Genomic DNA, 26,357 nt, shown 5'->3' on the forward strand with positions numbered 1-26,357 from the left:
TTAGAGCAAAACGGCCTTCGCTGGTTCGATCGAGGCCGGTTCGCCAAGGGCGTCGAGCAAGCGGCCGATGTCCGCGTCCGTATGTGCGGCGGTGAAGGCGAGCCGCACCCTGGCAGTTCCTTGCGGCACCGTCGGCGGCCGGATCGGCGTGGCCCAGAAGCTGGCCTTGCGCAGTCTGGCGCTCAAGCGAAGCGCCGCCTCGGCGGAACCGGCGATGACGGGCACGATCTGGGTGGTGGAGGCACCGGTGTCATGCCCGAGCGCGCGTGCGCCGGCACGGAAGCGCGCGGCGATGCTCGCCACATGACGGCGCGCGGCGTCCATGCCGGGAACAAGGTCGAGCGCGGCATCGATGGCGCCGAGCACCGGCGGCGGCAGCGCCGTGGAGTAGATCAAGCCGCTGCACCTGTTGACGAGATAATCACGCACCGTTTGCGAGCAGGCGACATAGGCGCCGAAGCTGCCGAGCGCCTTGGAGAACGTGCCGATGACAATTTCGGCGCCCTCGGACAGCCCGCTGCCGCCCTTGCCCAGAATGCCAGTGGCGTGCGCGTCATCGACGATCAAGGTCGCGTCATGGCCTCGCGCCAGACGCGCGATCTCAGGCAGCGGTGCGATGTCGCCGTCCATCGAGAACACGCTCTCGGTGAGAATGAATTTCGGCCGGCTATCTGCTTGATACTGAGTCAGAAGCTCGGCGAGATGGGCCACGTCGCCATGGCGGTAGCGAAGCTGGCGGATGCCCGCCGCCTTGCAGCCGAAATGCATGCTGGCGTGGTTGAGGCGGTCGGCGAACACGAGCGGCTCGGCGCCGAGCACGGTCCGGTTGAACAGCGCCTGCAGCACCGCGGCGTTCGCCTGAAACCCGGAGGCCATGACGAGGGCGGCGGGCTTCCGCTTGAGCGCCGCGACCTTGGTTTCGATGCCTGCAAAGAGATCGAGATTGCCGGTGACGAGGCGCGAGGCGCCGGACCCAGCGCCGTAGTCCCTCGCCCACTCCGCCGCCCGTGCGATCAGTGCGTCATGGAAGCGCAGCGCCAGATAGTCATTGCTCGCCAGATTGACATAAGTCCGGCCGCCGGCTTCGAGGGTGCGCGAATCGCGCGCCGTGACCGTGACGAGCTCGCGCCGCAGGCGATCCTGCCCGAGCGCATCGAGAAAGGCCTGGTACCGGCTTTCGCTTCCAACCATGATCCTGTATTAGCGAAGGGCCTACCCGCCAGCAATCGCAACCCTTGGAAACCGTGTCAGAAGCCCTGGAAAGCGTGAATCCTATCAACGGAAAGGCCCGGCGGGCGGAGACTGCGCGCGCGCAGGAGCCCTCGCTCGGCATTCGCCATGACTGGACCTCTTATGAGATCGTTGGCCACCTGACCGCGCCTCTGCTCGACCTCGTGGACGAGGCGCGGGAAGTCCACCGGCGATACCACGCGGATGGCCAAGTCCAGCTCGCGAGCCTCTTGTCGATCAAGACCGGGGCCTGTCCCGAGGACTGCAAGTACTGTCCGCAATCGGCCCATTACGCCAAGCAGACCGGGCTCGAGCGTGAGGCGCTGCTCGACGTGGATGACGTGCTGGGCAAGGCGCGTATCGCCAAGGACGCAGGCGCCACACGCTTCTGCATGGGTGCCGCCTGGCGCGAGGTAAAGGACGGCGCGGCCTTCGATAGCGTGCTCGCCATGGTGCGCGGGGTGCGTGCGCTCGACATGGAGGCTTGCGTCACCCTCGGCATGCTGACCGAGGATCAAGCGATCCGCCTCGCCGAAGCCGGGCTCACCGCCTACAATCATAATCTCGACACGTCGCCAGAGTTCTACGGCGAGATCATCACCACGCGCACCTATCAGGACCGGCTCGACACGCTCGCCCATGTACGGGCCGCCGGACTGCAAGTCTGCTGCGGCGGCATCATCGGCATGGGCGAGAGCATCGAGGACCGGGCGCGGCTGCTCCAGACCCTCGCCACGCTCGACCCGCACCCGGAGAGCGTACCTATCAACGCTCTGGTCGCCGTGCCCGGCACACCGCTCGAGGACCAGCCTCCCGTCGATCCCCTCGATCTCGTGCGCATGGTGGCGGCGGCGCGCATTCTGATGCCCACATCCGCCGTGCGGCTATCGGCGGGGCGCTCCGCGCTTACCCGCGAGGCGCAGGTGCTTTGCTTTCTCGCCGGCGCCAACTCGATCTTCTACGGCGACAAGCTGCTTACCACCGCCAACCCCGACGTGGACGACGACCTCGCCCTGATCGCGGAGGCAGGACTGCGCGTCAAAGCGCCCAGCGCTCGGTGATCAGCTTCGCTTCCGGAGCATCGGCGGCTCGCCGGGATTGGTGTAGTAGGTGATCATCAGCATCGCCAGCAGGAATGCCGAAAACAAGCCGGCCAGCGCTCCGAGCCCGACCGGTGCAGAAGAAATCTCGCTGAGATCCAGCACCTCTTTTGCCGCCAGGCTGCCCGCCAGCGATGCCACTGCGGCATAAATGATCACCAGGATGGGCGTGCGTGAGTCGTCCGGCCCGATGCCGGCCCCTCTTGCGATGATGGTATTGCGCACGAAGAGCGCAGCGATCGAGCCCAGGAACCCGGCAAGGATCGCGAGATAAACGGTGCCGATGGAGCCGCCCAGCACCAGCCCTGTCAGCGCTCCAACGACGGTTCCTACCAAAAAAACAATCAAGAGGCTCGCTGATGTCATATCTCCCCCCTATTCGACCGGCTCTGCTTGCGGAGCCGACTCGTTGCCAAAGTAAGGCGAGTATGCCTCAAGCGACAAAACAAGAAAAGGAAGCCACGGCGTCGCGTCTTGCCTTTGACCTGTGGCGGCGCTACCCAATCCCGAACACCCTGCCAACGTCCCCCGGCCCATGTCCCGCATCGTCTATGTGAACGGCGTCTACGTGCCCGAAGAGCAGGCGAAGGTCTCGGTCTTCGACCGTGCCTTTCTGTTCGGCGACGCGATTTACGAGGTCACCGCCGTGCTCGGCGGAAGGCTTGTCGATTTCGACGCTCACCTCGCCCGCCTCGACCGCTCGCTCATGGAGATCGCGCTCGAACATTCCCTCAACCATGAGGGCTTGCGCGAGATTCATACGGAACTGATCGCGTTGAACCACGTTGACGAGGGCATCGTTTATCTGGAGATCAGCCGGGGGCCGGCGGAACGCGACTTCGCCTATCCGGAGAGCCCTGCCCCGACGGTCGTCGCCTTCACCCAGACGCGCCCTCTGTTGGACAACCCGTACGCCACGACCGGGGTGAAGATCGTGACCATCCCCGACCTGCGCTGGAAGCGGCGGGACATCAAGTCGACGGCGATGCTCGCTCAGGCCATGGGCAAGCAGGCGGCGAAGCTCAAAGGCGCCTATGAAGCCTGGATGGTGGAAGACGGCTTCGTGACCGAGGGCACTTCGTCGTCGGCGTTCATACTCGACGTTGAAGGCGTGCTCCGGACCCAGCCGCTCGGGTCCCACATCCTGCCCGGCGTGACGCGGCGCGCGGTGCTCAGGCTCGCGAAGCAAGAAGGGTTGCGCGGGGAAGAGCGCCCGTTCACGATCGAGGAAGCCTTGTCCGCACGGGAGGCGTTCATGACCGCGGCATCCGCATTCGTGCTGCCGATTGTCGAGATCGACGGAAGGCCGATCGGCGACGGGCGCCCGGGGCCGATCGCGCGCGCTTTTCGCGGGCTTTACATCGAAGAGGCGCGAAGATCCTGAGCCAGGATCGCGCCATACGGCGCGTCGCCGCCGTGCTGAATGCTCGGGCCGGCGGAGCTGGCAAGCCGGTTTTCGAGACGCTTGAGCATCGTGCGAAGTCAGCCTTCGCGGCCCATCGCATTCAGACCTGTATCGAGCTCGTCGATGGCAGCCAGCTCAAGGGGGCCATAACCCGAGCGCTTGAACAGGCCAAACAGGGCGAGATCGATGCCATCGTGATCGGCGGGGGCGACGGCAGCGTGCATACCGCGGCCAGCCTGCTCGCCCGGTCGGACGTGCCGCTCGGCGTGCTGCCGCTCGGCACGCTCAATCACTTCGCCAAGGATCTCGGTCTTCCGCTCGATATCGAGTCCGCAGCCGCCGTCATTGCCAGGGGCCGCTCCCGCCTCGTCGATCTCGGCAAAGTCAACGGCGAAACTTTCGTCAACAACTCCTCCATCGGCATCTATCCCTACCTGGTCATGGACCGCGAGCGGCGGCGCGCCCGCAAAAGGCTTCGCAAATGGATGGCCATGGTGCCGGCCTTCTTCCGCATGTTACGGCATCTCCCGTGGCGGCGCCTGCGTATCTCGGCCGAAGGCTTCGAGAGGCCCTACCGGACGCCCTGCGTGTTCGTGGGCAACAACGAATACGGCACCGACCTCTTTACCCTGGGGCGCCGCCGGCGTCTGGATACGGGCAAGCTCTGGTTCTACGTGGTGAAGCCGCGCAGCCCGCTCGGGCTCTTTTGGATCGCCTGCCGCATGTGCTTCAGCCACCTCGACCCGGAGGGTGACCTCGACACGTTCGAGCTAAGTGAGGCGGAGATCGCCGCAAAGTCGAGCCGGCTCCCGGTGGCGCTCGACGGCGAGGTGCGGGTCTTGCACACGCCGCTGCACTATCGCTCACTGCCCAAGGCGCTGCGGGTGATCGCTCCCTGACGCTGGCTCAACGGATTCCGCGGGGGTCAGGGACAAGCGCTCAGGCCAATCACTACTTGCGGGCTGCCTCTCAACTAGAGCAGCCGCAATAGAACGGCGATGATGGCGATGAACACGAGCAGGAGAATGGGCTCCAAGAGCTGCATAAACCGTGGTTCATCGTTCATCTTATTCGTTGTCGGTCGCCACATTTCGTGCTCCCTAATCTAAGTCCGGTCAGATACCGAAGGACTATCAGCCGGCCTTCTCGACGGAAGGCCGGCTGAGCTCATCGCGGCTACCGCCCACGAATTTGTCCTGAGGGCGTCTTCTTCGGTGGGCAGAGGTTCTTGCCGCACCATGTCCAAGGCGCCGCCGGGCTACCAGCGACAGCCGTGCCCGAAATCGGGCTCACAGGTGCGCCGAAGGTCAGCGCCGCCGCTGCAAGCGCAATTGCAAAGACGAGTGCTAGTGAGGTTCTCATGTTTCAACTCCTTGAGCTTGATGCTTTGTCCGTAGCAACGGACAAGGAACTGGCCTTCCCTTCGGAAGGACAGCGATCAGCGCAGCGCCATGCGGCGCTGGCTCAAACCAAGTGGCTAAGCCGAGGAGGTGGAGTAGGCGTGCGGAGGTCGGCGGAAGAGCGCTGCCAGCCCGGATACCCGGTTAATCGCCGGCAGTGGCCGTGAAGCGCAGCGCGTGGAGCAGCGGGAGCAAGACCCGAAATGCAGGCGGCGCTACATGTCATCGAGGCAGCACAGGGCTTGGCGCAGTCCTCGCACTGGTCACAGTCGCCGGTACTTGGAGGCGCCGAGAGCACCGCTTGGGTTATCCCGTCAAAGCTCCTGTCGTGGGCGATAGTGGCACTTGCGCTTAGCACGAGGATCGCACCCACCGCGGCGGCAAGCAGGACCCCAAGGGTCAGTCTTATGGTTATCCCGATTACCATCAGGGAACCCAAACTGTTGACCTCAATCGTTATTTTGAACCCCTGGCCGAGGAAATCAAGGGAGCCTCGATCAAAAGTTCGGCAACTGCCTTAGAGCATGGGCACTGACGGGCCCTTGGGCACCGTCACCATGGGACACAGCTGGCAACGTCAAGCGCACCGCGTCCAACCCCGCTATTGGACGGCGTAGACTGTGGGAGCCTTGTCCTTGCTCACCGCGTAGATGGCGATCGGGCCTTCCTTCGGGCCTTCCATGCCGGGCACCCCTGAGGGCATTCCGGGGATGGCAATGCCGACGAGCGCCGGACGCTCCGTCAACAGCTTGCGCACGACGTCCGCCCTCACATGACCGACCACGACGTAGCCGTCGACGAACATGGTGTGACAGCCTTCAAGCTGCTCAGGCACGCCCGCCTTCAGAGTGACCCCCTCGAGATCGTTGGTCACCTTGACCTCGACCTCGAACCCTTCCTGGCGCAAATACGCGACATATTTCTCGCAGCAGCTACAGTGTGGATTCTTGTAGAGCGTCGCGTGGGTGGAACCCGCCAGGGCCTCAAGCGGCAGCGCGAGGAGGGCGATGACGGCGCTTAGCCAAATTGCCTTCTTCATGGTGTGTTTCCTTCCATAGTTGCGAGCCAATTGCGGATTTGCGCTCCCTTTTTGCATGATTGCCTACACATGTGCGGCGGCCTCAGGGTTCTTGAGCGAGCGGCCCCGACGCTCCGGTGCGCCGTGCCTTGGCACACCGAAGCCCTTCACCACGGCATAGATCGCCGGGATCACGACCAGGGTGAGCAGAGTCGAGGAGACCATGCCGCCGATCATCGGCACGGCGATGCGCTGCATCACCTCGGCGCCGGTGCCATGGGTCCACATGATGGGCAGGAGGCCGGCCATGATGGCGGCGACGGTCATCATCTTGGGTCTGACGCGATCGACCGCGCCGGACATGACGGCGGCGTGCAGGTCCTCGCGGGTGAAGGCGCGACCCTCGTGTTCGCGCTTCGCTTTCAGCTCTTTCAGCGCGTTGTCTAAGTAGATCAGCATGACGACGCCCGTCTCCGCCGCCACGCCGGCGAGCGCGATGAACCCAACGACGACAGCCACCGACAGATTGAAGCCCAGCCACCACATCAGCCAGAAGCCGCCGACAAGCGCGAAGGGCACGGACAGCATGACGATGAGCGTCTCGGTGATGCGCCTGAAGTTCAAGTAGAGCAGCAGGAAGATGATCAGGATGGTGATCGGAACCACGATCATGAGCCGCGCTTTGGCGCGCTCAAGATATTCGAACTGGCCGCTCCATGTGGCGTAATAGCCCGGCGGAAACTCAACCTGCTCCTCCACCGCTTTTTGCGCGTCGGCGACATAGCCGCCAACGTCCCGATCGCGGAAGTCGACGAAGATATAGAGCACGAGCTGGGCATCCTCGGTGCGGAGGCTAGACGGCCCCTGCTCGCGGCTGACCTTGGCGACCTCGCCGAGCGGAACGGTGCCACCATCCGGAGTGGGGATCAGCACCTGGCTTGCAATAGTCTCGGGATCCGAGCGGTAGTCACGCGGATAGCGGATGCTGACCGAATAGCGTTCCCTGCCCTCGACCGTCGTGGTGACCGGCTCGGCGCCAAGCGCCATGGCGATGACGTCCTGCACGTCGCCGACCATGAGACCGTAGCGGGCAAGCTGCGCGCGGTCTGGATCGACGCTCAGGTAGTAGCCGCTAATGGCGCGCTCGGCGTAAGCGCTGGTCGTGCCGGGGACTGTCCTGATGGCCGCCTCGATCTTGCGGGCAAGCTTCTCCATCTCGCCGAGGTCCGTGCCGAACACCTTGACCCCGACCGGGGTGCGGATGCCGGTGGACAACATGTCGATCCGGGCCTTGATGGGCATGGTCCAGGCATTGGACACGCCGGGGAATTGCAGCGATTTGTCCATTTCGGCGATGAGAGTGTCGATGGTCACGCCCTCGCGCCATTCGCTCTCCGGCTTGAGGTTAATCACCGTTTCGATCATTTCGGTCGGCGCCGGATCGGTCGCCGTCGACGCCCGGCCGGCCTTGCCCCACACCGAGTCGACCTCCGGAAAGCTCTTGATGATCTTGTTCTGCGTCTGAAGCAGTTCGCCCGCTTTGGTGACGGAGATGCCCGGCAAGGTGGTCGGCATGTAGAACAGCGTGCCTTCGTTGAGGTTCGGCATGAACTCGCTGCCGAGCCTCGTCGCGGGCCACAGGCTCACTGCGAGCACTACGAGCGCGATGGCGATGGTGGCGGCCTTGAAGCGGAGCGCAATCTCGATCACCGGGCGGTAGATCCAGATCAGGAATCGGTTCACGGGGTTCCTGCGCTCCGGCAGGATGCGTCCGCGCACCAGAAGCATCATCAAGGCCGGCACGAGCACGACCGAGAGCAGTGCCGCGGCGGCCATGGCGAAGGTCTTGGTGTAGGCCAGCGGCTTAAACAGCCGGCCTTCCTGCGCTTCCAAGGTGAAAATCGGCAGGAAGGAGACGGTGATAATGAGCAGGCTAAAGAACAGCGCCGGACCGACCTCGACCGCCGCTTCGATCATCACCTCGCCCCTCGGCTTGCCCGGCGGCGCGCGCTCCAGGTGCTTATGCGCGTTCTCGACCATGACGATGGCCGCGTCGACCATGGCGCCAATGGCAATGGCGATGCCCCCCAGACTCATGATGTTCGAGCTGAGCCCCAGGACCCACATGCAGATATAGGCGATGAGCACGCCGAGCGGCAGCGTGACTATGGCCACAAGCGCGCTGCGGGCATGTAGGAGGAAGATCACGCAGACCAGCGCGACGATGAGGCTTTCCTCGATCAAGGTGCGCTTCAAGGTGTCGATGGCGCGATAGATCAGGTCCGACCGGTCGTACACCGTCTCGATGGTCACGCCCTTGGGCAGGCTCGGTGTAATCGCCGCGATGCGTTGCTTGACGTTTTTGATGACGGTCAGCGCATTCTCGCCGAAGCGCTGGAGCGCGATGCCGGTAACGACCTCGCCCTCGCCGTCGAGCTCGGTGATGCCGCGGCGCTCGTCGGGCACCAGCTCGACGCGCGCCACGTCCCTGAGCAGCACCGGCACGCCGCTCTCGGTCTTGACGACGATCTGTTCGAGGTCGCCGAGACTTTTGATATAGCCGCGCCCGCGGATGACGAACTCGGTCTCCGATATCTCAACGGTGCGGCCGCCAACATCCATATTGCTTTCGCGGATCACGTCGCGGATCTTGGAAAGCGGGATGTTGAGGGCTTGCAGGCGGCGCGGGTCGACAACGACGCTGTATTGCTTGACGAAGCCACCGACGCTCGCCACTTCGGCGACCCCCGGCGCATTGACGATGCCGAAGCGGACGTACCAATCCTGAAGCGTGCGGAGCTCGGCCAGGCTCTTCTGCTCACCGCGCACGATATATTGGTACACCCAGCCAACGCCGGTCGCGTCGGGCCCAAGGCTCGGCGTGACACCCGCCGGCAATTGCTGCGCGGCGGCGCTGAGATATTCCAGCACCCGCGAGCGGGCCCAATAGAGGTCCGTGCCGTCCTCGAAAATCACGTAGACGAAGGACACCCCGAAGAACGAGAAGCCTCTGACCACGCGCGCCTCCGGCACCGTCAGCATCCTGGTGGTCAGCGGATAGGTCACCTGATCCTCGACCACTTGAGGCGCCTGCCCCGAATACTCGGTAAAGACGATGACTTGGACGTCCGACAGATCGGGGATGGCGTCGAGCGGCACGCGCGACACGGCGTAGAGGCCGGCCAACGTCACGAAGACCGTGGCGAGCCCGACTAGGAAGATGTTGCGTGCGGACCAGCGAATGACGGCGGCAATCACAATTGCGGCTCCTCCTGGCTGAAGGCCTGAAGCGCGGCTTTGAGATTACTCTCGGCGTCGATGAGGAAGGTCGCGGAGGTGACGACTTCCTCGCCATCTTCCAGACCCTCGGTGATCTCGGTGTAGCCGTCCCCGCGCCGTCCGATCTTGACCTCACGCGGCTCGAAGCGCCCCTCGCCTTTGACGACGAGCACGACCTGGCGCGTGCCGCTGTCGATGACGGCACTGTTCGGAACGGCGGTTATCGGTGCGTCGCCGTCACCAGCATGGATCATCACATCGGCATACATCCCAGGTTTCATCTGCCCGTCAGGGTTCGGCAACTCGATGCGCACCGAGATCGTCCGCGTCTCGCGCTTCAACATCTCGGGATAGATGAATGTCACCACGCCTTCATGCGGCGTTGCAGGGAAAGCCCTCAAGGTGACGGTGGCTCGCATGCCCACTTTGATCGGTCCGATGTCGGCCTCGGCAACGTCGGCAACCACCCAGACCTGGGAGTGGTCGGCAATGCGGAACAGCTCGTCTCCCGCCATGACGCGCTGGCCTTCGATGACCATCTTCTCGATCACATCACCGGTCGCCGGCGATGCCCAGTCGATGGTACGTGGATTGGTCTTGGTCTTAGCCACCTCGTCGATGCGGCTTTGGGGAACATCGAGATTGCGCAGTCGCTGCATCGCGCCAGCGACATTCCTGCCCATCTCGGCCTTCGACGAGTTGCCTTCTGCACGCATAGCCACCAGGAGGTCGGCCTGAGCCAGTTGAATTTGTGAGCTGTAGAAGCGGAACAACGGTTCGCCCTCGCGAACGTGCTGACCGGTCTTATTCACGAAAAGATCCTCGACGTAACCGTCCGACCGAACCGTCACGATCCACAGTAGCGACTCGTCGTGTTGCACAGTGCCGACGCCGCGAACCGAGCGGGAGATGGTCTTTGCCTCCGCCTTCTCGGTCTTGACGCCTGTGCGCTGGATCTTGTCGAGGCTGACCTTGACGGTGGTGCCGTCGTCGTCCTGCTCGTCGGCGTAGACGGGGATGTAATCCATCCCCATGGAGTCCTTCTTCGGCACCGGCGAGGTGTCGGGAAGCCCCATCGGGTTGCGGTAGTAGAGAATCTTGCGCTCGTCGCTTCCTGCCGCCGTTTGCTCCGCCGCAGCAGGCGAGGCGACCGGCTCAGGACGATGCGCGTACCAATAGGTGCCGGCGACGCCGACAGCGATCCCGGCAACCAGAATAGTCAGAGTGTTGAGACGCCTCATGGCGCGGCTCCAAATCCTCGTTGAGAGCACTCTGCGCGATGCGCAGAGGACATCCGCGCGAGCCTGCGAGTGCAGACACTCGGGCGGACGCGCGTTCAGTTTTGAGGATTTAGACTCGCGGCGGCGGGAGCGGCGGAGCGGTGGTCCCGGTCGGGACACTGAGGTCGGCGATGGTCGCGAGCTTCGATTCCGCCAGTGAGAACGGCGCAAACACGGGCGTCGCGAGGGCGCCTGTCAGGCTGCTGCATTTCGCCGCGCAGCTGGCGATGGCGCCACACCCGTCGCCCTCGGATTTCTCGCAAGGTGTACCCTCGCAGCAATCCATCGCGGCATGGCGATCGGTGAGGCTGGGCGTCCCCATATGCGAGGCAAACGTCGCCTGAATCGGCAGCACGGCCACCGACAGAGCCACGAAAACGGCGAAAAAGGCACGAACAAGAGCCATGGGACCACCTTGGAAGAGTATCTAGCCTACCTTTCCTTACTGTCAAGTGACGAAGGCGTGAGGTCAGGAGCCTGAACTTGCTCATTCTCGGAGGAAATTCGCGCGCCGGGCCTGTGCTGGCGGGCCTCCGAATCGGCTATGTTCGTTCACAAGACTTGAGTCCCCGATGTCCCGAAAGTGACGCCGCAGCGAAATGTCTGCTCCCTCACGCACTGTTAGCGCCCGGCGCAAGCTCATCGAGTTCGCGCCCCATATCTGGCAGGCGCTCGAGGTCCTGGCGATCGACAGCGGCCGGAGCGTTCAGTCGCTTGCCGATGAGGCGTTTAGCGACATCCTGCATAAATATCATCGGCCGACCTCGCTGAAGGAGGCCTTGCGCGAAAGCGCGCGCCGCCTCCCCGCCAACGACGATCTACCGCCCGAGCGGCACGGGACTTAACGGCGCTTCAATTCGAGCTATTGTTGCTTCAGGCGGGTAACGATCGCCTCGAGCGCCGCGATGGCTTCGGCCCTGTCGCGCTTCTGCAAATCCAGCAGGAGCTTGAAGCCGTCTTCCTCTTCCCGGATGACCGAGCCCTCGCTCACCAGATCGTCGTAGAGCCCGAGCACCTTGTAGCAGCGTACCTCCTCGGCAAAACCCTTCACCTTGATCGGCGGCTGCTCCTCGACGGCGATCTCGTCCTTCACGAGAGAATAGGTTTCGTGACCCATGAGGATGCCGTCGATCTCGGCATGGGACTGCAGGCGGGCGGTGAGGTTCACGGAGCTGCCGATGATGGTGTAGTCCATGCGGTCTTCGCTGCCGAAATTGCCCACGGTAACGTAACCAGTATTGATGCCGATACGCAGATGAAACGGCTGCTCAGCGCCGAGCTCCAGCCATTCCGCGTGCAGCTCCCGCAACCGCCTCAGCATGGCGATGGCCATGCGCACGCAGGCTCGGGCATCCTCCTTGATGCCCTTGGATTCGGGATCGCCGAAGAACACCATGATGGCGTCGCCGATATATTTGTCGATGGTCGCGCCATGATCGAGCGCGATATTGGTCATTTCGGTGAGATAGCGGTTGAGCAGATGGGTGAGATCTTCGGACTCAAGCTTGTCCGTGGTCTCGGTGAAATTGACCACATCGGAGAAGAAGATCGTCAGCTTCTTGCGGCTCGAGTTGATTTCCACGTTCTGCGCGCCGGTGAAGATCGAATGGTAGATCTGCGGCGACAGATATTTGGACAGCTTGGTGGCGAGTGCATCGAGCTCCTTGTTCTTTTGCGCGATGAGCTCGTTGGCGCGCTTCTGCTCCTTGGTCAGCGCGTTGAGCTGTTCCTCGTTGCGGTCGCTTAGGCGCATGAGCCGGCGCGTGGTGCGGAACAGCTTCTGATAGTCCTTGAGCAGTTCCTGGTAGAGCTTGCCGTCCACGCGGTCGGCGAACCGGCCGCTATCGAGCAGTTGTTGCGCCGAAGCGATGATCTGTTCTTCGGCGGCGAATAGGTCGTCCATCGACATCAGCCGGGCATCTTCTCCAAATGGAACGTGGCGTTCTCGAGGTCCTCGCCGAACTCCTCGCCAAGCTCCTGCATGGTGTCGTCTTCCTTGTCGTAGAACCAATAGATGTCAACGGATGCGCCGTTCTTGGCGGCGGCCTCGAGCTTGTCCATGAGCATCATGATCGCCTTGGCGCTCGAGCTGTTGAGATAGATGAGCTCAAAGTCGAAGCGGCAACTCCCTTTGCCAAGCTTGCCGAGATAAGCATCCAGGGACGAGAACACTGGGCCATAAAATTCGGTCACATCCTCGGGATAGGACTCGCCCGATATCTTGAGGTTGTTGTTGGCGAAGTCGAAGGCCACGGCCGGCGTGCGGGAGGTGGCCTCGATATCCAGCTTGTCTTGCATCTTCCGGGCCCTCAGATGGTCGCCTTCAGCGCGAAGAAGGAGTAGTCGCCGTCGACCGCAGTGAAGTCGAACTCGATCGGCTTTGACGCCCGGCGCGCGATCTCCATGAAGCCGAGGCCGGCGCCCTTGCTGCCCACTTCGGGCTCTGACCTGAGTTGCTCCTTGTAGAGGGCCTTCAATTCCTCCCTGCTCATGCCCCTGATCTTGGTAAGACGCACTTTCAAGCGCTCGACGTCGGACTGGCGCACGAGATTGCCGGCGCAGACGACGTAGTCGTCCCCCTCCCTGCCGATGGTGAGGATGCCATAGCGCATCTCCATGAGGGCGGTGCTGTCAGCGGCAGGCGGCAGCGGGGCATGAGCCAGCTCAGCGGAGTAGCGGATGATGTTCTGCATTTGCTCGACGAAGATGGCGAATACGCTGCGGAGCGTCTTCGTATCGGCGTCGTCGATAGCGAGCTTTTTCTTCAATGCCTCGCCCACCCCGCTCAAGACCGGCTCGGTTACGTAGCCGCTATAGGCGAAGATGACACCCTGGGTGTGCAGCATCGACCGCAAATCCATGAGTTGGCCGGCAAGCATCGGTTTCTCCTAGGAGTGCGGGACGAAGCCCAAGACCGTGAGATCGTCGCGGCGGTGCTGCTCACCCTGATACCTGTCGAAGGCCGTGCGCAACGATTCCTCCTGCTCCCTCATGGGCGTGTCACGGAGTTTCCGCAAGAGGTCCTGGAAGCGGCGCTTGCCGAACGATCGCCCGCGCGGACCCCCGATCTGATCGATCAACCCGTCCGTCGTGAGGTAGAAGGAATCGCGGCTGTCGAAGGGGAAGGAGTAATCGTTGAAGTTCGTGCCTGGCGGGTAGCGCCGATAGCCGAGCCCCTTGCGGTCACCCTTGATCTCGATGACGCCTTCTTGGTTCGCCCGCCATAGCGAGAAGCGCGCGCCGGCGAAGGTCATCTGCTTCTTACGCGGGTTGATGAAGCAGATGCCGGCTTCGAGTCCATCGTCGGTGTCGCCGTGCATCGCGTCCTGGCCAAGCAGGCTCTGCACCCCTTGATGCAAGCCGACGAGCACCTCGCTGGGCCTGTCGCTCGGCGCGCTGCGCAGCATGCGATCGAGCAAGCCCCAGGCGATCAAGGTCATGAAGGCGCCGGGCACGCCATGACCCGTACAGTCTCCGACCATGATCGCATAACCGTCGCCGATGGGTTGGAACCAGAAGAAATCTCCGCCGACGATGTCACGCGGCTCCCAAATGAGGAAGTGGTCGGCGGCCAGGGCCTCGAGTTCCCGGCGCGCAGGTAGGACGGCGGATTGAATGCGGCTCGCATAGCGCAGGCTTTGCAGGATCAGCTGATTGGCCGCCGCGGCCCGCTGCTCGCTCTCCTTCACTTCCGTCAGGTCGCTGTAGACCGCGACGGTGCCGCCGGTCTCGGTGCGGCGTTCGCTGATTTGGAGCCAACGTCCATCGGCCTGACGTTGCAGACCAGACTCGCCGGGGTTGCGATGCTCGGCGAGGCGCTGCCTGATCCAGCCCTCCTCCCTGCCGTTGGCGTCGGCAACGAGGCCATGCGCCACCGCCTTGCGGATGATCTCCTCGTAGGTCGACCCCGGCGCCGGCGGACCTTCGCCGAAATCGAACAGCTCGGTGTATTTGCGGTTGCCGAGAACCAGCCGATCCTCGGCGTCATAGAGCGAGAAGCCCTCGGAGATTGTTTCGATGGCGTCGGTCAACCGCTGCTCGCTTTGCTGGAGCGCGGCCTGCTCCGCCGTCTTGCGCGCAGTGACCTCGCTCCACGTGCCAATCACTTCGAGCGGGTTGCCATTCTGATCCTTGATGAGCGTCTGCTCGTCGCTCACCCAGCAATAAACACCGTCGGCCTTGCGGAAGCGGTACTCAGCAACGTGGTGTCCGTTTTCGAACAGGTTCGTCTGCTGGGCTTCCACCGCCTCGAGATCCTCGGGGTGCACGTGAGAACGCCAAAAGTCCGGCTGCTTCAGATAGTCGTCGGTCGTAGCCGAGCACCCGCTTGATGTTGTCACTGACGAAGGTGGGCGTGAAGTTGCCCGTGGCGGCGAAGCTGTAGACCACCGCGGGCGCGCTGTGCAGCATCAGGTCGAAGCGGGCTCGCGCCGCACCCTCCGCCTGCTCTGCGGTCTTGCGGGCTGTGATATTGCTCCACGAACCGACGATCTCGATGGGCTCGCCCTTGTCGTCGCGCAGCAAATATTGGTCGTCGCTGACCCAGATATAGGTGCCGTTCCGCTTGCGAAAACGATACTCGATGACGTGACGGCCCTTCTCGAAGAGGTTGCCCTGCTCGGCCTCCACCGCAGCCAGATCCTCGGGGTGCACGTGACTGCGCCAAAAGTCGGCATGCTCCAGGTATTTTTCGGGGCAATAGCCGAGTAGCCGCTTGATGTTCTCGCTGATGAAGGTCGGCGCGTAGTCGTCGCGCGCCTTGAAGCTATAGATCACCGACGGCGCCGTCTCCAACAACACGGAAAGACGCGCCCGCGCGGCATCCTCCGCCTCCTCGGCGGCTTTGCGCGCCGAGATGTCGCTCCACGAACCGACGATCTCGAGGGGTTCGCCCCTGCTGTCGCGGACGAGATGCTGCTCGTCGTTCACCCAGCAATAGGAGCCGTTCCTGCGGCGGAAACGGTATTCGAGGGCCTGATGACCGTCCTCGAAGAGCTTGCCGACTTCGGCCTCGACCCTCTCCAGATCGTCAGGATGGACGTGCTCCCGCCAGAAATTCGGATTCTCGAGATATTCGCGCGGCGGATAGCCGAACAGACGCTCGATGTTGTCGCTGATGAAGGTCGGCGCAAAATCGTCCGTGGCCTTGAAGCTGTAAATCACCGCGGGCGACGCCGACAACAGCCGCGCGGCGCGCTCCTGCGCGAAGGTCTCGGCGTCTCCGCCGCGCTCGCGCAGGGCGGCGTCCAGCGCCTGCTTGATGATGGCGGCCGCCTCGGCCGTGTCGGCTCCCGGCCGCAGCAGGTTCGACAATGAAGCGGCGACCCGCTCGGCATATTGTTTCGACGCAGTCATTCCCGAGCTCTCAATTCACAAGAAGGCGCCCCGCCGTGGAGGTCACCGCGGCGATAGTGTCGGGGATGGCGCGCTGAATCAATGCCAAGACCGGGCAGCCACCCGCCAAATCATCGGAAGGTTACCCGGCTTCACGGCATTTCGCGGGCAGACGCTGGAGTAGTGCCCGGTCTATTGAGGCGTCTCGGGCGCGGGTTCCCCGGCGGCCGGGGGCTCAGGCGGCGACGGCGTTGTCGCCGGCGTTTCGCTTGCCGTCTTGCCAATGACGCAGTCGAACCAAGCCTGCCAGCTTGGATCGCCATATTTGCAGCCGTGTCTTTGGCTCTGAACCACGGCAAAGATGGCGGCGATGATGATCAAGATTAGAAGAATTCGCATGCAGGCACCCTCCCTGTTCGCGCCGGCGTAAACTATACGAACGGAGGCGAAACAAAAAGGGCCGGTTTGCCGCCAGCGTTGTTGCGGCGCAGCGCCTTGAAGGCTCAATAAGACGAATCTGCTGGGCCGGCTGCTGAAATGGCCGCTATTTGATTGGAGGTGCCACGGGCGGCAGCGGCTCGGCATAGACTTGCTGGCCGTGATGGAAACACCCCGCAAGCATCAGGGATGTCGCGATAACAGTGAAAATCAGCATGATCCGCATTGGTCAGACCCCTCGTTGGTGTGGCTTCAGTCCCGACCCAGTCGGGACACTCGTGGGTTAATGTCCGACAGCGCAAAGGGTTTCAGTCTTTTTTTGGGACTGCCTAAGGTGCTAAACCCATTTCCAATCAGCGATGTGCACGCCCCTTCTCATCACGCGACAAACCGTTCTACGCGCCGGCCTCGCTCTCGCAGCCGCCCCCCTCCTCCGCTACATGCCGGCGTGCGCGGCCGCCGCGGACGTGATGGAGGTAGTGCCCGGCGTGTTCGTGCATCAAGGGCGCTACGAGGTCCAATCGCCCGAGAATCGGGGCGATATAGCCAATGCGGGCTTCATAGTCGGCAGCGAGGCCGTGGCGGTCATCGACACGTCCGGGAGCGCGGCGATGGGTAGCGAGCTGCGCGATGCCATCCGCGCCGTGAGCGACAAGCCGATCAAATACGTGATCAACACCCACATGCACCCCGACCACGTGTTGGGCAACGCCGCCTTCAAGCAGGACAACCCGACATTCGTCGGTCATTACAAGCTCGCCCGGGCACTCGGGACCCGCGCCGAAGGCTACATCACCGCCAACAAGCAAATGCTGGGTCACGAAGCCTTCGACGGCAGCGAGATCGTCCTGCCGACGCTTCTCATCAAGGAGCCGACGACGCTCGATCTCGGCGACCGCACGCTTCTCTTAGAGCCGCAACCGACGGCCCATACCGACAACGACCTCATCGTCACCGACACCAAAACCGACACGCTGTTTCTCGGCGACCTTCTATTCTCGGTACACGTGCCGACCATCGACGGGTCGATCAAAGGATGGCTCACGCTGCTCGACGAAATCGGCCGGCGCAAGGCCGCCCGAGTCGTTCCCGGACATGGCCCGAAGACCATGGAACTGCCGCAGGCGATCGAGCCCGAGCAGCGCTATCTCGCCGCCATCGCGGCGGACGTGCGGCAGCTGATCGCCGAAGGCAAGACGCTCGCCGAGGCGACCAAGACGGCCGGCTTCTCAGAAGAGGACGCCTGGAAGCTGTTCGATCAGTATCATGTCCGCAATGTCACCGCGGCGTTCGCAGAACTCGAGTGGGAGTGATATACTGCCCACGACAACTTAGGAGCATGGCGTAATGCCCCATTGTTTCAATAGCTTATCCAGAAGTACCGGAATCGCCGCGCTGGCCGCCGCGATGCTTGCGGCCACCGCGCCCAGCGCGCTTGCCAGCGAGGACATCTGGCCCATTCTCAAGGAGCAGGCCTTCGGCGATCGCGCGATCCAAGCCGAGGACGGCATGGTCGTGCTCGAAGCGCCGGACAAGGTCGAGGACGCGGCTCTGGTGCCGCTCACGGTGCGCGTGCCGCCGTCGGTGAAGGGCAAGCTCAAGTCGTTGACCTTGTTCATCGACAAGAACCCCGATCCGAAAGTGGCGACTTTGACGTTCGGCCCGGCGGCAGGCACAGGCGGCGAGCGGAGCTTCGCGACGCGGGTCCGGGTGGACAATTTCTCCCATGTGCGCGCGGTGCTCGAGACCGAGGACGGCAGTCTGCACATGACAACCAAATTCCTCGCTGCGGCCGGCGGCTGCGCCGCCATGCAGGCGAAGGACCCCGATGCGGACACAGCAGACATGGGCAAGATGATCGTCAGGACCTTCCCGCCAGTGCTTGACTCGAACCCGATCTGGGCGGCCCAGGTGATGCTCAAGCATCCCCAGCACAATGGCATGCAGCTCGACATCAACACCGCCGAGTTCATCCCGGCGCGCTTCGTCAAGGAAATGACGGTGAAGCGCGACGGCGAGCTTGTGTTCAAGATGGACGGGACGTTCTCGATCTCCACCAACCCGAATTTCCGCTTCACTTTCGGCAAGGGCGGTGAGAACGGGCTCGACGTCTCGATCGTCGACACGGACGGCGCTGAGTTCAAGGGCCAGACCCAAGCGAAGGGCTCGTAACGCAGGCTTACCCCGCCTTCGTCATTCCGGCTGCTTGCTGGAATAGTAGACGTGAGCCTGGAGCAGGAACTCGTCGGGCTTCTTGAGGAAGAGGTCCCTCGCCGTCTCGTTGCCGAAGCAATAGGTCTTGCCCTGGTAGACGGTGCTTACCGAGCAGTCGGTCTTGATGTCCTTGCCGAGGGCGAGCCCCATGACGCACTCGCCGCCGAACTCGGCGTCATTGGTCTCGGCAAGCGCCGAGCTGACAACAGAAACAAACATGGCCGCTCCGGCCACAGCACCGCTGAGAATGGCTCGTCTCATCGTCGTCTCCTCTCGCGTGACGCCTATACTGGCCCTATTTAGGGGAGCCGCTTTGGCGCGCGCCAGTCGGTAATCTCTACGCTTGGCGCCCGTTCTTGCTCAAGCGCCTGATAGCGGCAACCTCGCGGGCCCATTCCTTGAATGGGCGGGCCGGTGTTCCCCCCATGCGGGCGCCGGCCGGGACGTCATCCTTGACATGGGCCATGCCGGCAATCATCGCGCCATCCCCAACCTTGACGTGCTCGACGACGCCGGAATGCGCGCCCATGATGACGAAGTCACCGAGCTCAGCCGATCCCGCGATTCCTGATTGGGAAACAATGATGCAGTGGCGGCCAATCACGACATTATGGGCAACCTGGACCAAGTTATCGATCTTGGTTCCCTTGCCGATCTTGGTATCGGCCAGAAAGCCGCGGTCTACCGTCGAGTTGGCCCCGATTTCGACGTCGTCATCGATGACCACGCGACCGATCTGCGGAATCTTGAAGTGTCCCTCGGCGCTCATGACGTAACCGAATCCATCCTGCCCGATGCGGACGCCCGCGTGCAGAGTCACGCGGTCGCCGAGCAGGGCGTGAGTCACGGAGGCGCCGGGACCGATATAGCAGTCGCGCCCCACGAATACCCGATAGCCGACGACGGCGCCCGCCGCGATCGTCGTTCCTGCGCCGATCCTCGCTTCGCGGCCAATAACGGCGCCAGGCTCGATGGTTACACCCTCGGCGATCTTAGCCGTGCGGTGGACAAGCCGACCTTTCGCGTTTGCGATCGACGACGACGCCCGCGGTTCGAGTGCTGTAGGATAAAGAAGTCCGACGGCCATGGCGAAGGCACGATGCGGCGCATCGGTCGTTAACGCCGCCGCACTGGCGGGCACAAGACCCGCGTCGCGGCTCTTGATGAGACAGGCGGCGGCGCTCGTCGCCGCAAGCTGATCGGCATATTTGGGACCCGTGCAGAACGTGAGGTGAGTTCGTGCGGCCTGGCCCAGGGGGCGCAGATCATCGATTTCCGTCACCCCGTCACTCTCAAGGAGGAGCTTGGCGCCGACTGCGTCCGCGATCACTTGCAGGGAAACAGGTTCCCCGCGCTCGAAGAATCCGGGGTGCTGCATTATTGCTCCAAATTCGGAAAATCAGCCCCGGCGTGGCCCAACGGTGCGCTGGATCGCGCGAGGCACGCCGACCATAGCCTTTCGCCGCGCTTTTCGATAACGGCATTTTCTCGGCGCGGTTGCGTGACGCACCGCCGCGGCAACCGTTCAGGACCCGTCCAAGGGCTGGCGTCGCGGGGAAGAATTATTGGTGGGCGCACAAGGACTCGAACCTTGGACCCGCTGATTAAGAGTCAGCTGCTCTACCACCTGAGCTATGCGCCCCTAGAGCGCTATCGCTGATAGCGCTCTAGTGTTGTTGTTTGCGCATGATCTTATCGGAAAACCGGTACCCACTTTTCCGGATCATGCTCGAGAATGCCGCCTGAGCCGAGGCGCACCCGAGGGTGCTCCCCTTACAACGCTCCGTCTGGCCTGTCCAGTTTGGCTTATCCGGCCCGTCTCACCACAGGCCGCGGGCCTCCTCGGGCCGGAAGGTGACCTTCCGGTTGACGTGGGCGTTGAGCACGAACCCCAGCCCTACGATCATGGTCAGCATCGACGTGCCGCCATAAGAAACGAGTGGCAAGGGAATGCCCACCACCGGCACCAACCCCGTCACCATGGCCACGTTGATGAATACATAGGCGAACAGGCAGAGCCCCATGCCGGCCGCGACAAGCTTCGCGAACATGCTGCGGCATCTGAGCGCCATATAGGTGATGAACACCAGCGCGAGAAGATAGAGTGCGAGCAAAATGATGGCGCCGATGAAGCCCGTCTCCTCCGCGAACATCGTGAAAATGAAGTCGGTATGCTTCTCGGGCAGGAAGTTGAGCTGGGCCTGGGTGCCCTGCATGAAGCCCTTGCCGGCAAGACCGCCGGAGCCGATGGCGATCTTCGATTGGAGGATATGGTAGCCCGAGCCGAGAGGATCGCGCTCGGGATCGATGAACGTCAGTATGCGCTCCTGCTGATAGTCGTGCAGGGCTGCCCACACGTGGGGCAGCGCGATGATGACACCGGCGATCCCGGCCGCGAAATAGAACCAGCTCACGCCCGCAAGGAAGAGCAGCCCGCAACCGATAACGGCGAATAGCGCCGCAGTGCCGAGGTCGGGCTGCGCCAAGGCGAGAACGCTGGGCACCCCGATCAACAGAAGCGGCGGCAGGAGCGCGTCAGGTCGCCAGATCTTCTCCGGCGGAAGCCACTGGTAGTAGCGAGCAAGAGCCAGCACCAGCGCGACCTTCATCATCTCCGACGGCTGGAAACTGAGTTCCTCGTAGCCGAGCCAGCGCCTGGCGCCGCCGCTTTCCACGCCAATGAACGGCACGAGAACCATCAGGAGCAGCGCGACGGCATAGAGCGGATAGGCGCCGCTCAACCACCAACGAATATCGGAGAACGCCACGGCAAACAGCAGCGCCAGACCGAAGCAAAAGCGGACGACGTGCCGGCTCGCCCATGGATCCAGCGAGCCTCCCGCCACCGAATAGAGAGCCGCCGCGCCAACAAGAGCAATCGCCGTGATCAGAAGCAGGAATGGCCAGTTGAGCAAAAGGAGTTTCTTGCTCAGCTTGAGCTTGGTAGGCGCCGCTTGGGCGAACAGCATCTTCATCGCGTGGGCCCGGCCGCGGCAAGCGCCGACGGCGCCGCCAAATCGTTGTTGGCCATGAAAGCGGGACGCCCGGCGGGATCGCGCAATAGGATCTCGGTCATTACGTCGCGGACGATCGGAGCCGCCGCACGCGAGCCGCCGCCGCCGTGCTCGACGACGCACGCCGCGGCGTAGCGAGGCGCGTGCGCCGGCGCATAGGCGATGAACAAGGCGTGGGTCTCGCGCTCCCAAGCGGACAGCAAGTGCTCGTTCTTCGTGCTGATCACCTGCGATGTCCCCGTCTTGCCGGCCATCTGCAGGTCGGGAATCTGCAAGGCCGAGCGGACCCCGGTCCCTCCCTTCTCATTGACCACGCCGATCATGCCGGCGCGGACAAGATCAAGATGTACGGGATCGAGGTTTAGCTTCGGCCAGGGTTCGACCGTGTCGTTTGCGGTCATGACCAACCTTGGCAGCACGGCCCGCCCGGTCGCGATCCGCGCCGTCATCACCGCGAGCTGGAACGGCGTCGTCGCCACAAAGCCCTGTCCAATCGCGCAACTGATCGTCTCACCGGGCCACCAAGGCTCGTTTAACGTCTTTCGTTTCCAGGCGGTATCGGGCACGATGCCTTGCTTCTGGTCAGTCAGACCGCAGTCGTAAATCTGGCCAAGGCCGAGCTCGCGACATGTGACGGCGAGGTGATCGATGCCCACGCGACGCGCCGTCTCGTAGAAAAAGACATCGCAGGACTGCTTGATCGCTTCATGCAGGAACACCGTGCCGTGCCGCTTCCAGCACCGGTATGTGCGGCGTCCGAACACATACCCGCCAGGGCAGTGCATGCGCTCCTCAGGATCAATAACCCCGTGGGTGAGTCCGGCAAGCGCCGTCGCAACCTTGAACGTCGATCCCGGCGGATAGACTCCACGAATTGCGCGATTCTCGAACGGGTTATCCTGCGCCCTGGCCAGTGCACGCCACTGTTCGGGGTCGGGGTTGAAGGCAATATCATTAGCATCGAAGGTCGGCGTCGAGGCCATCACGACAATACCGCCGGTCACCACATCGAGGACGACGATGGAAGCGATGCGGTGCTCCTTGATGCGATCGAGCGCCACGTTTTGCAGATGATGGTCGATGGTGAGCACGACGTCCCGTCCCCGCGTGCTCGGCTTAGAGCCGAGCTCGCGGACCACCCGGCCGTGAGCATCGACTTCGTACTTGATGGCGCCCGGGCTCCCTCGCAGGTCGGCATCGAAGGTCTTTTCAATCCCGGCACGCCCGGCGCGGAATCCTGGCAGCCGCATCACCGGCGCCTCGTCAACCTCGTCTTTCCCTGCCATGCCGACATAACCCACCATATGGGCCATGCTGCGGGCATGACTGTACCGGCGCTGGGCGGATCTGTCGGTTCGCACGCCGGGGATTTGCGGTGCCAGAACGTTGAGCAGCGCGAACTGGCGCCAGGACAATCCTTCGGAAACCAGCACCGGGTAATAGCCGCTTTGGCGCCGCGCCGCGCGCATGACGCGGTCGCGCGTGGCCGCCGAGACCGGCACGATCGTAGCAAGGGCATCGAGCGTGCCGGAGAGGTTCTTGCAGAATGCGGGCAGGACGAGGACGCGAAGGTTCTCGAGGTCTTCGGCGATGATCGTGCCGAAGCGGTCGTAGATGACGCCGCGCGCGGGCGCCACGAGTTGCACCGTCATACGGTTCTCGTCGGACAGCAAGCGATAGTCGGACGAGTCGAGAATCTGGAGCTGGTGCAACCGCCAGCCGAGCAGCCCAAACAGCCCGGCTTGACCCGCGCCGAGGAGGAGTGCGCGGCGCGAGAAGCGATGGCGCTGCTTCCGCGCGTAGTCGGGCGCCTTCGTCCCGTACAGCAGCGTCTTCCCGTACAGCTTCATGCCCAGCCTCGATAGATCGGGCTCCGCTCGGGGCCGAGGCGTCCGTACCGGATCCATAGGAGGCCGTGCAGCACCACGGGAAACAGCACGATGGACGTCAGCGCGCCGAAGGCGATCGGCCACCAGTCGATCCAACGGAAGTAGTAGAGCGAAGCCAGCAGCCAGCCGAAGCAGGCCAATACGCTAACCAGGACGATCCAGATCAGCCAGTGGAAGCCCAGGCCGCGCCCCTCACCGAGAGAACCGGCTCTCCCACCGACGGTCGAGGCGACCAAGCTCATGAGCGCCCAATAGCCGATCGGGCCGCCGCTCATGAGATCGGCGAGGAGCCCGAGCGCCGTGGCGCCGGCAGGCGGCAGGGCAGCGCCAGGAATGGCGCGCCAGCAGAACACCATCATCACCACTACGAGCGGCAGGATGAATGTTGCATCGGCCGGCAGCCCCCACGGCACCGCGGTCGCCACCACCGCAAACAGAACAGACAGGGCCGGGAGGAACTTGGTCATCGCTCGGCTTGCGCTTGCCCCTCACCTGTTGGAATTGCCTCGGCCGCACCGGCGTGCTGGACCGCCGTCGCCAAGGGGAGCGTCGCGCCCGCCGCCGGTGCCGCTTTCGCCGGCTCCGTGGGCGGCGGCGACACTGCTGCCGTGCCGCCGGCGACCGGCGGATCGGCGCTGGTCAAGGCGGGCGCATCGAAGAACAGGACGCTGACCGTGTCGAGCGAGTTGAGCTCGGCATAGGGACGAACCCTGAAGGCGCCGGGAGATCCGGTCACCACACCGACGCGCAAGCCCCGCGGCAGCACGCCATCGCTACCCGAGGTGTAGACCTCGTCGCCGGCATAGACCGTCGCGCCGTCGGGAAGAAAATCGAGCTGCAACTCTGCGCTGTTGTCGCCCAAGGCAAGGCCGCGCACCGCCGCCGGGCCGACCAGTACCGGAATTCTGCTGTTGAGGTCGTTGAGCAAAAGCACGCGGGCGACCGCGGCGCCGGCATCAACCGTGCGGCCGATGAGGCCCTCGCCGTTGATGACCGCATAGCCGATGCGCACGCCGTCCTGCCTGCCGAGATTGATCAGCGCGCTGCGGACGAAAGGGCCCCGCGCGTCGGCAATCACGCGGCCCGAGGTGTATTCGAGCCCGGGCTCCTCGACCGCGTTCAACAACGACCGCAAATGGGCGACCTTGCGCTCGAGCAGCTTGGTGCGCCACTCCCACTGCTTGAGCTCGTCATTTTCCTTCTTGAGGCGATCCAGTTCGGCAAACAGGCCGGCATAGGTATGCGCCCGGTCGATGGCGCGGCGCACCTCGATGGCGGGCACGGATGCCACCTCCAGCAACGGCTCGGTGAGATCGACAATGCCGTCGCGGGCGTCGGCAATGACATCATGGCCGATGCGGCTGAGGACGAGGAGAACGGCGCAGAGAAAATAAAGTCCAAAACTGAGTAGCTCGACCGGAGCCCGCCAGGAGGGCCGGCGCTTGTGAAAGAACGGTGCACCGCGCTCGCGCATTGCGTTTCACTTCAACGGAGCGCCCCAATGACGCTCCACCCCCCTTAAGTCTCAGGCTGCGAGTCCCGCAGCCCACGTCTTCTTACGCCACTCAGGGCTTGATCAGCAGTTCGGCCATCTCGTCCAGATTCTCCAGCGCCATGCCGGTGCCACGGACGACGCAGCGCAACGGATCCTCGGCAATCTTGAACTTCACTCCCGTCTCCTGTTGAAGCCTGACATCGAGTTTCTCCAGCAGTGCGCCGCCGCCAGTGAGATAGATTCCGGCGTCGCAAATATCGGCCGTCAACTCGGGCGGCACGTCGGCGAGCGCCTGGCGGATGCCGCCGACGATCTGCTGGATCGGCAAGGTCAATGCATCGGCGATCTCATGGGGCCCGAGAGTAATCTCGGTGGGGAACCCGCGTTGCAGGTCGCGTCCTTTGATGGTGATGGCCACGTGGGTTCCGTTCGCTCTGGCGACGGCAGAGCCAGCTTCCTTCTTGATCGCCTCGGCATTGGTGGCGCCGATGAGAAGATGATGCTTGAAGCGCGCGTAGTTCACGATCGCCTCGTCCATGGAGTTGCCCGCGGTGCGGATCGAGCGCGAATAAATCACGCTGCCCATCGACATCACGGCGATGTCGGTGGTGCCGCCGCCGATGTCGACAACCATGGAGCCGCGCGGCTCCTTGATGGGCAGGCCGGCGCCGATCGCCGCCGCCACCGGTTCCTCGATGAGAAAGACGCGCCGTGCCCCCGCCGAGAGACCTGCTTCGTGCACGGCGCGGCGTTCGACCGAGGTCGCGCTCGCCGGCACGCAGATCATGATGCGCGGGCTGCCGAAGATGCGCCGCTTGTTCACGCGGCGAATGAAATACTTGATCATCTCCTCGGCGGCGGCGAAGTCGGCGATCACGCCGTCGCGCAGCGGCTGAACCGTTTCGATCTTGGTCGGGGTCCGGCCGAGCATGGTCTTCGCTTCGTGGCCGGCGGCGATGACTTTGCGGTCGTCGCCCCGCACTTCGATGGCGACGACAGAGGGCTCGTCGAGGACTATCCCCCGCCCTGGCACGTAAACGACCGTGTTTGCCGTGCCGAGGTCGATGGCCATGTTCGCCGAGACAGAGCCCAAGAGCCGCGAGAACATGCACCCGCCCCAATCGGCTCCGCCGCAATTGCGGGAGCCCTTAACGCCACCGGTATGTGCGAGCGGCAGAAATTGTGGCCATCCAACGGGTTCGGCCTCCGCCGCGCGACTCCTATGTTGCGTCAATTCGCCGTAGCGAGCAATGCGTAGAGG

At 63.4% G+C, this 26,357-nt stretch carries 25 protein-coding genes and 1 tRNA gene; 6 read left to right on the top strand and 20 right to left on the bottom strand.

Going from position 1 to position 26,357, the window contains the following annotated elements; all coding sequences use genetic code 11:
• Positions 1-1,191, bottom strand: coding sequence for an aminotransferase class I/II-fold pyridoxal phosphate-dependent enzyme (locus ACRECX_RS06640; RefSeq protein WP_431558039.1), 1,191 nt, complete (start codon positions 1,189-1,191; stop codon positions 1-3).
• An 83-nt stretch (positions 1,192-1,274) separates the two neighbouring features.
• Between ACRECX_RS06640 and bioB the strand changes: the two genes are divergently transcribed.
• Positions 1,275-2,291: a biotin synthase BioB gene (gene bioB, locus ACRECX_RS06645; protein ID WP_431558131.1), complete on the top strand. Its 1,017-nt coding sequence runs from the start codon at positions 1,275-1,277 to the stop codon at positions 2,289-2,291.
• Here bioB and ACRECX_RS06650 read toward each other — a convergent pair whose 3' ends face one another.
• Positions 2,292-2,696 (bottom strand): hypothetical protein, encoded by a 405-nt coding sequence (locus ACRECX_RS06650; protein ID WP_431558040.1) that lies wholly within the window; start codon positions 2,694-2,696, stop codon positions 2,292-2,294.
• 169 nt (positions 2,697-2,865) lie between these two features.
• Between ACRECX_RS06650 and ACRECX_RS06655 the strand changes: the two genes are divergently transcribed.
• Both ACRECX_RS06655 and ACRECX_RS06660 read left to right on the top strand, forming a co-directional pair.
• Positions 2,866-3,714: a D-amino-acid transaminase gene (locus ACRECX_RS06655; RefSeq protein ID WP_431558041.1), complete on the top strand. Its 849-nt coding sequence runs from the start codon at positions 2,866-2,868 to the stop codon at positions 3,712-3,714.
• A gap of 32 nt (positions 3,715-3,746) precedes the next feature.
• Positions 3,747-4,634 (top strand): diacylglycerol/lipid kinase family protein, encoded by an 888-nt coding sequence (locus ACRECX_RS06660; protein ID WP_431558042.1) that lies wholly within the window; start codon positions 3,747-3,749, stop codon positions 4,632-4,634.
• A gap of 1,102 nt (positions 4,635-5,736) precedes the next feature.
• Here ACRECX_RS06660 and ACRECX_RS06665 read toward each other — a convergent pair.
• The 4 genes from ACRECX_RS06665 to ACRECX_RS06680 all read right to left on the bottom strand — a co-directional run bounded on the left by ACRECX_RS06665 (position 5,737) and on the right by ACRECX_RS06680 (position 11,118).
• Positions 5,737-6,174, bottom strand: a complete 438-nt coding sequence (locus ACRECX_RS06665) for a DUF411 domain-containing protein (RefSeq protein ID WP_431558043.1) — start codon at positions 6,172-6,174, stop codon at positions 5,737-5,739.
• 63 nt (positions 6,175-6,237) lie between these two features.
• Positions 6,238-9,411: an efflux RND transporter permease subunit gene (locus ACRECX_RS06670; protein ID WP_431558044.1), complete on the bottom strand. Its 3,174-nt coding sequence runs from the start codon at positions 9,409-9,411 to the stop codon at positions 6,238-6,240.
• The gene (locus tag ACRECX_RS06675; protein WP_431558045.1) at positions 9,408-10,673 is read right to left on the bottom strand and encodes an efflux RND transporter periplasmic adaptor subunit; all 1,266 of its coding nucleotides are present in this window, start codon (positions 10,671-10,673) and stop codon (positions 9,408-9,410) included. Before ACRECX_RS06675 ends, ACRECX_RS06670 begins: the two co-directional genes overlap by 4 nt.
• Before the next feature lie 109 nt (positions 10,674-10,782).
• On the bottom strand, positions 10,783-11,118 hold the full coding sequence (locus ACRECX_RS06680; RefSeq protein ID WP_431558046.1) for a hypothetical protein: 336 nt from the start codon (positions 11,116-11,118) through the stop codon (positions 10,783-10,785).
• A 193-nt stretch (positions 11,119-11,311) separates the two neighbouring features.
• On the opposite strand from ACRECX_RS06680, the gene ACRECX_RS06685 reads away from it, so the two are divergent.
• Entirely contained in the window at positions 11,312-11,557 is a 246-nt protein-coding gene (locus ACRECX_RS06685) for a ribbon-helix-helix domain-containing protein (protein ID WP_431558047.1), read from the top strand.
• 17 nt (positions 11,558-11,574) lie between these two features.
• Here the strand turns inward: ACRECX_RS06685 and ACRECX_RS06690 are convergent, their stop codons facing one another.
• The 6 genes from ACRECX_RS06690 to ACRECX_RS06715 form a co-directional block, all read right to left on the bottom strand.
• Entirely contained in the window at positions 11,575-12,621 is a 1,047-nt protein-coding gene (locus tag ACRECX_RS06690) for an adenylate/guanylate cyclase domain-containing protein (RefSeq protein ID WP_431558048.1), read from the bottom strand.
• Entirely contained in the window at positions 12,621-13,010 is a 390-nt protein-coding gene (locus tag ACRECX_RS06695) for a DUF1987 domain-containing protein (RefSeq protein ID WP_431558049.1), read from the bottom strand. Before ACRECX_RS06695 ends, ACRECX_RS06690 begins: the two co-directional genes overlap by 1 nt.
• Before the next feature lie 11 nt (positions 13,011-13,021).
• Positions 13,022-13,591 carry a SiaB family protein kinase gene (locus tag ACRECX_RS06700; protein ID WP_431558050.1) on the bottom strand — a complete coding sequence of 190 codons (570 nt, stop codon included), beginning with the start codon at positions 13,589-13,591 and terminating at the stop codon, positions 13,022-13,024.
• Between the two features lie 9 nt (positions 13,592-13,600).
• The gene (locus ACRECX_RS06705) at positions 13,601-14,980 is read right to left on the bottom strand and encodes a PAS-domain containing protein (protein WP_431558051.1); all 1,380 of its coding nucleotides are present in this window, start codon (positions 14,978-14,980) and stop codon (positions 13,601-13,603) included.
• Positions 14,907-16,067, bottom strand: coding sequence for a PAS domain-containing protein (locus ACRECX_RS06710; RefSeq protein WP_431558052.1), 1,161 nt, complete (start codon positions 16,065-16,067; stop codon positions 14,907-14,909). Before ACRECX_RS06710 ends, ACRECX_RS06705 begins: the two co-directional genes overlap by 74 nt.
• Before the next feature lie 171 nt (positions 16,068-16,238).
• A complete protein-coding gene (locus ACRECX_RS06715; RefSeq protein WP_431558053.1) occupies positions 16,239-16,445 on the bottom strand; it encodes a hypothetical protein in 207 nt (68 codons plus the stop codon).
• A gap of 398 nt (positions 16,446-16,843) precedes the next feature.
• Between ACRECX_RS06715 and ACRECX_RS06720 the strand changes: the two genes are divergently transcribed.
• On the top strand, positions 16,844-17,797 hold the full coding sequence (locus ACRECX_RS06720; protein ID WP_431558054.1) for a quinoprotein relay system zinc metallohydrolase 2: 954 nt from the start codon (positions 16,844-16,846) through the stop codon (positions 17,795-17,797).
• 34 nt (positions 17,798-17,831) lie between these two features.
• A complete protein-coding gene (locus ACRECX_RS06725) occupies positions 17,832-18,656 on the top strand; it encodes a quinoprotein dehydrogenase-associated SoxYZ-like carrier (RefSeq protein ID WP_431558055.1) in 825 nt (274 codons plus the stop codon).
• Between the two features lie 21 nt (positions 18,657-18,677).
• On the opposite strand, the gene ACRECX_RS06730 is transcribed toward ACRECX_RS06725, so the two are convergent.
• The 8 genes from ACRECX_RS06730 to ACRECX_RS06765 all read right to left on the bottom strand — a co-directional run bounded on the left by ACRECX_RS06730 (position 18,678) and on the right by ACRECX_RS06765 (position 26,204).
• Positions 18,678-18,959, bottom strand: a complete 282-nt coding sequence (locus ACRECX_RS06730; RefSeq protein ID WP_431558056.1) for a hypothetical protein — start codon at positions 18,957-18,959, stop codon at positions 18,678-18,680.
• 76 nt (positions 18,960-19,035) lie between these two features.
• Positions 19,036-20,076: a UDP-3-O-(3-hydroxymyristoyl)glucosamine N-acyltransferase gene (gene lpxD / locus ACRECX_RS06735; RefSeq protein ID WP_431558057.1), complete on the bottom strand. Its 1,041-nt coding sequence runs from the start codon at positions 20,074-20,076 to the stop codon at positions 19,036-19,038.
• 188 nt (positions 20,077-20,264) lie between these two features.
• Positions 20,265-20,340, bottom strand: a tRNA-Lys gene (locus ACRECX_RS06740).
• A gap of 178 nt (positions 20,341-20,518) precedes the next feature.
• A complete protein-coding gene (gene rodA / locus ACRECX_RS06745; protein ID WP_431558058.1) occupies positions 20,519-21,673 on the bottom strand; it encodes a rod shape-determining protein RodA in 1,155 nt (384 codons plus the stop codon).
• Positions 21,670-23,562, bottom strand: coding sequence for a penicillin-binding protein 2 (gene mrdA / locus ACRECX_RS06750; protein WP_431558059.1), 1,893 nt, complete (start codon positions 23,560-23,562; stop codon positions 21,670-21,672). Before mrdA ends, rodA begins: the two co-directional genes overlap by 4 nt.
• A complete protein-coding gene (locus tag ACRECX_RS06755) occupies positions 23,559-24,068 on the bottom strand; it encodes a hypothetical protein (protein WP_431558060.1) in 510 nt (169 codons plus the stop codon). Before ACRECX_RS06755 ends, mrdA begins: the two co-directional genes overlap by 4 nt.
• Positions 24,065-25,075, bottom strand: a complete 1,011-nt coding sequence (gene mreC, locus ACRECX_RS06760; RefSeq protein WP_431558061.1) for a rod shape-determining protein MreC — start codon at positions 25,073-25,075, stop codon at positions 24,065-24,067. The genes ACRECX_RS06755 and mreC overlap by 4 nt, the downstream gene beginning before the upstream one ends.
• A gap of 91 nt (positions 25,076-25,166) precedes the next feature.
• Entirely contained in the window at positions 25,167-26,204 is a 1,038-nt protein-coding gene (locus ACRECX_RS06765; protein WP_431558062.1) for a rod shape-determining protein, read from the bottom strand.
• Between the last annotated feature and the right edge of the window lie 153 nt (positions 26,205-26,357).

Source organism: Methyloceanibacter sp. (assembly GCF_050726195.1).
Classification (GTDB): domain Bacteria; phylum Pseudomonadota; class Alphaproteobacteria; order Rhizobiales; family Methyloligellaceae; genus Methyloceanibacter.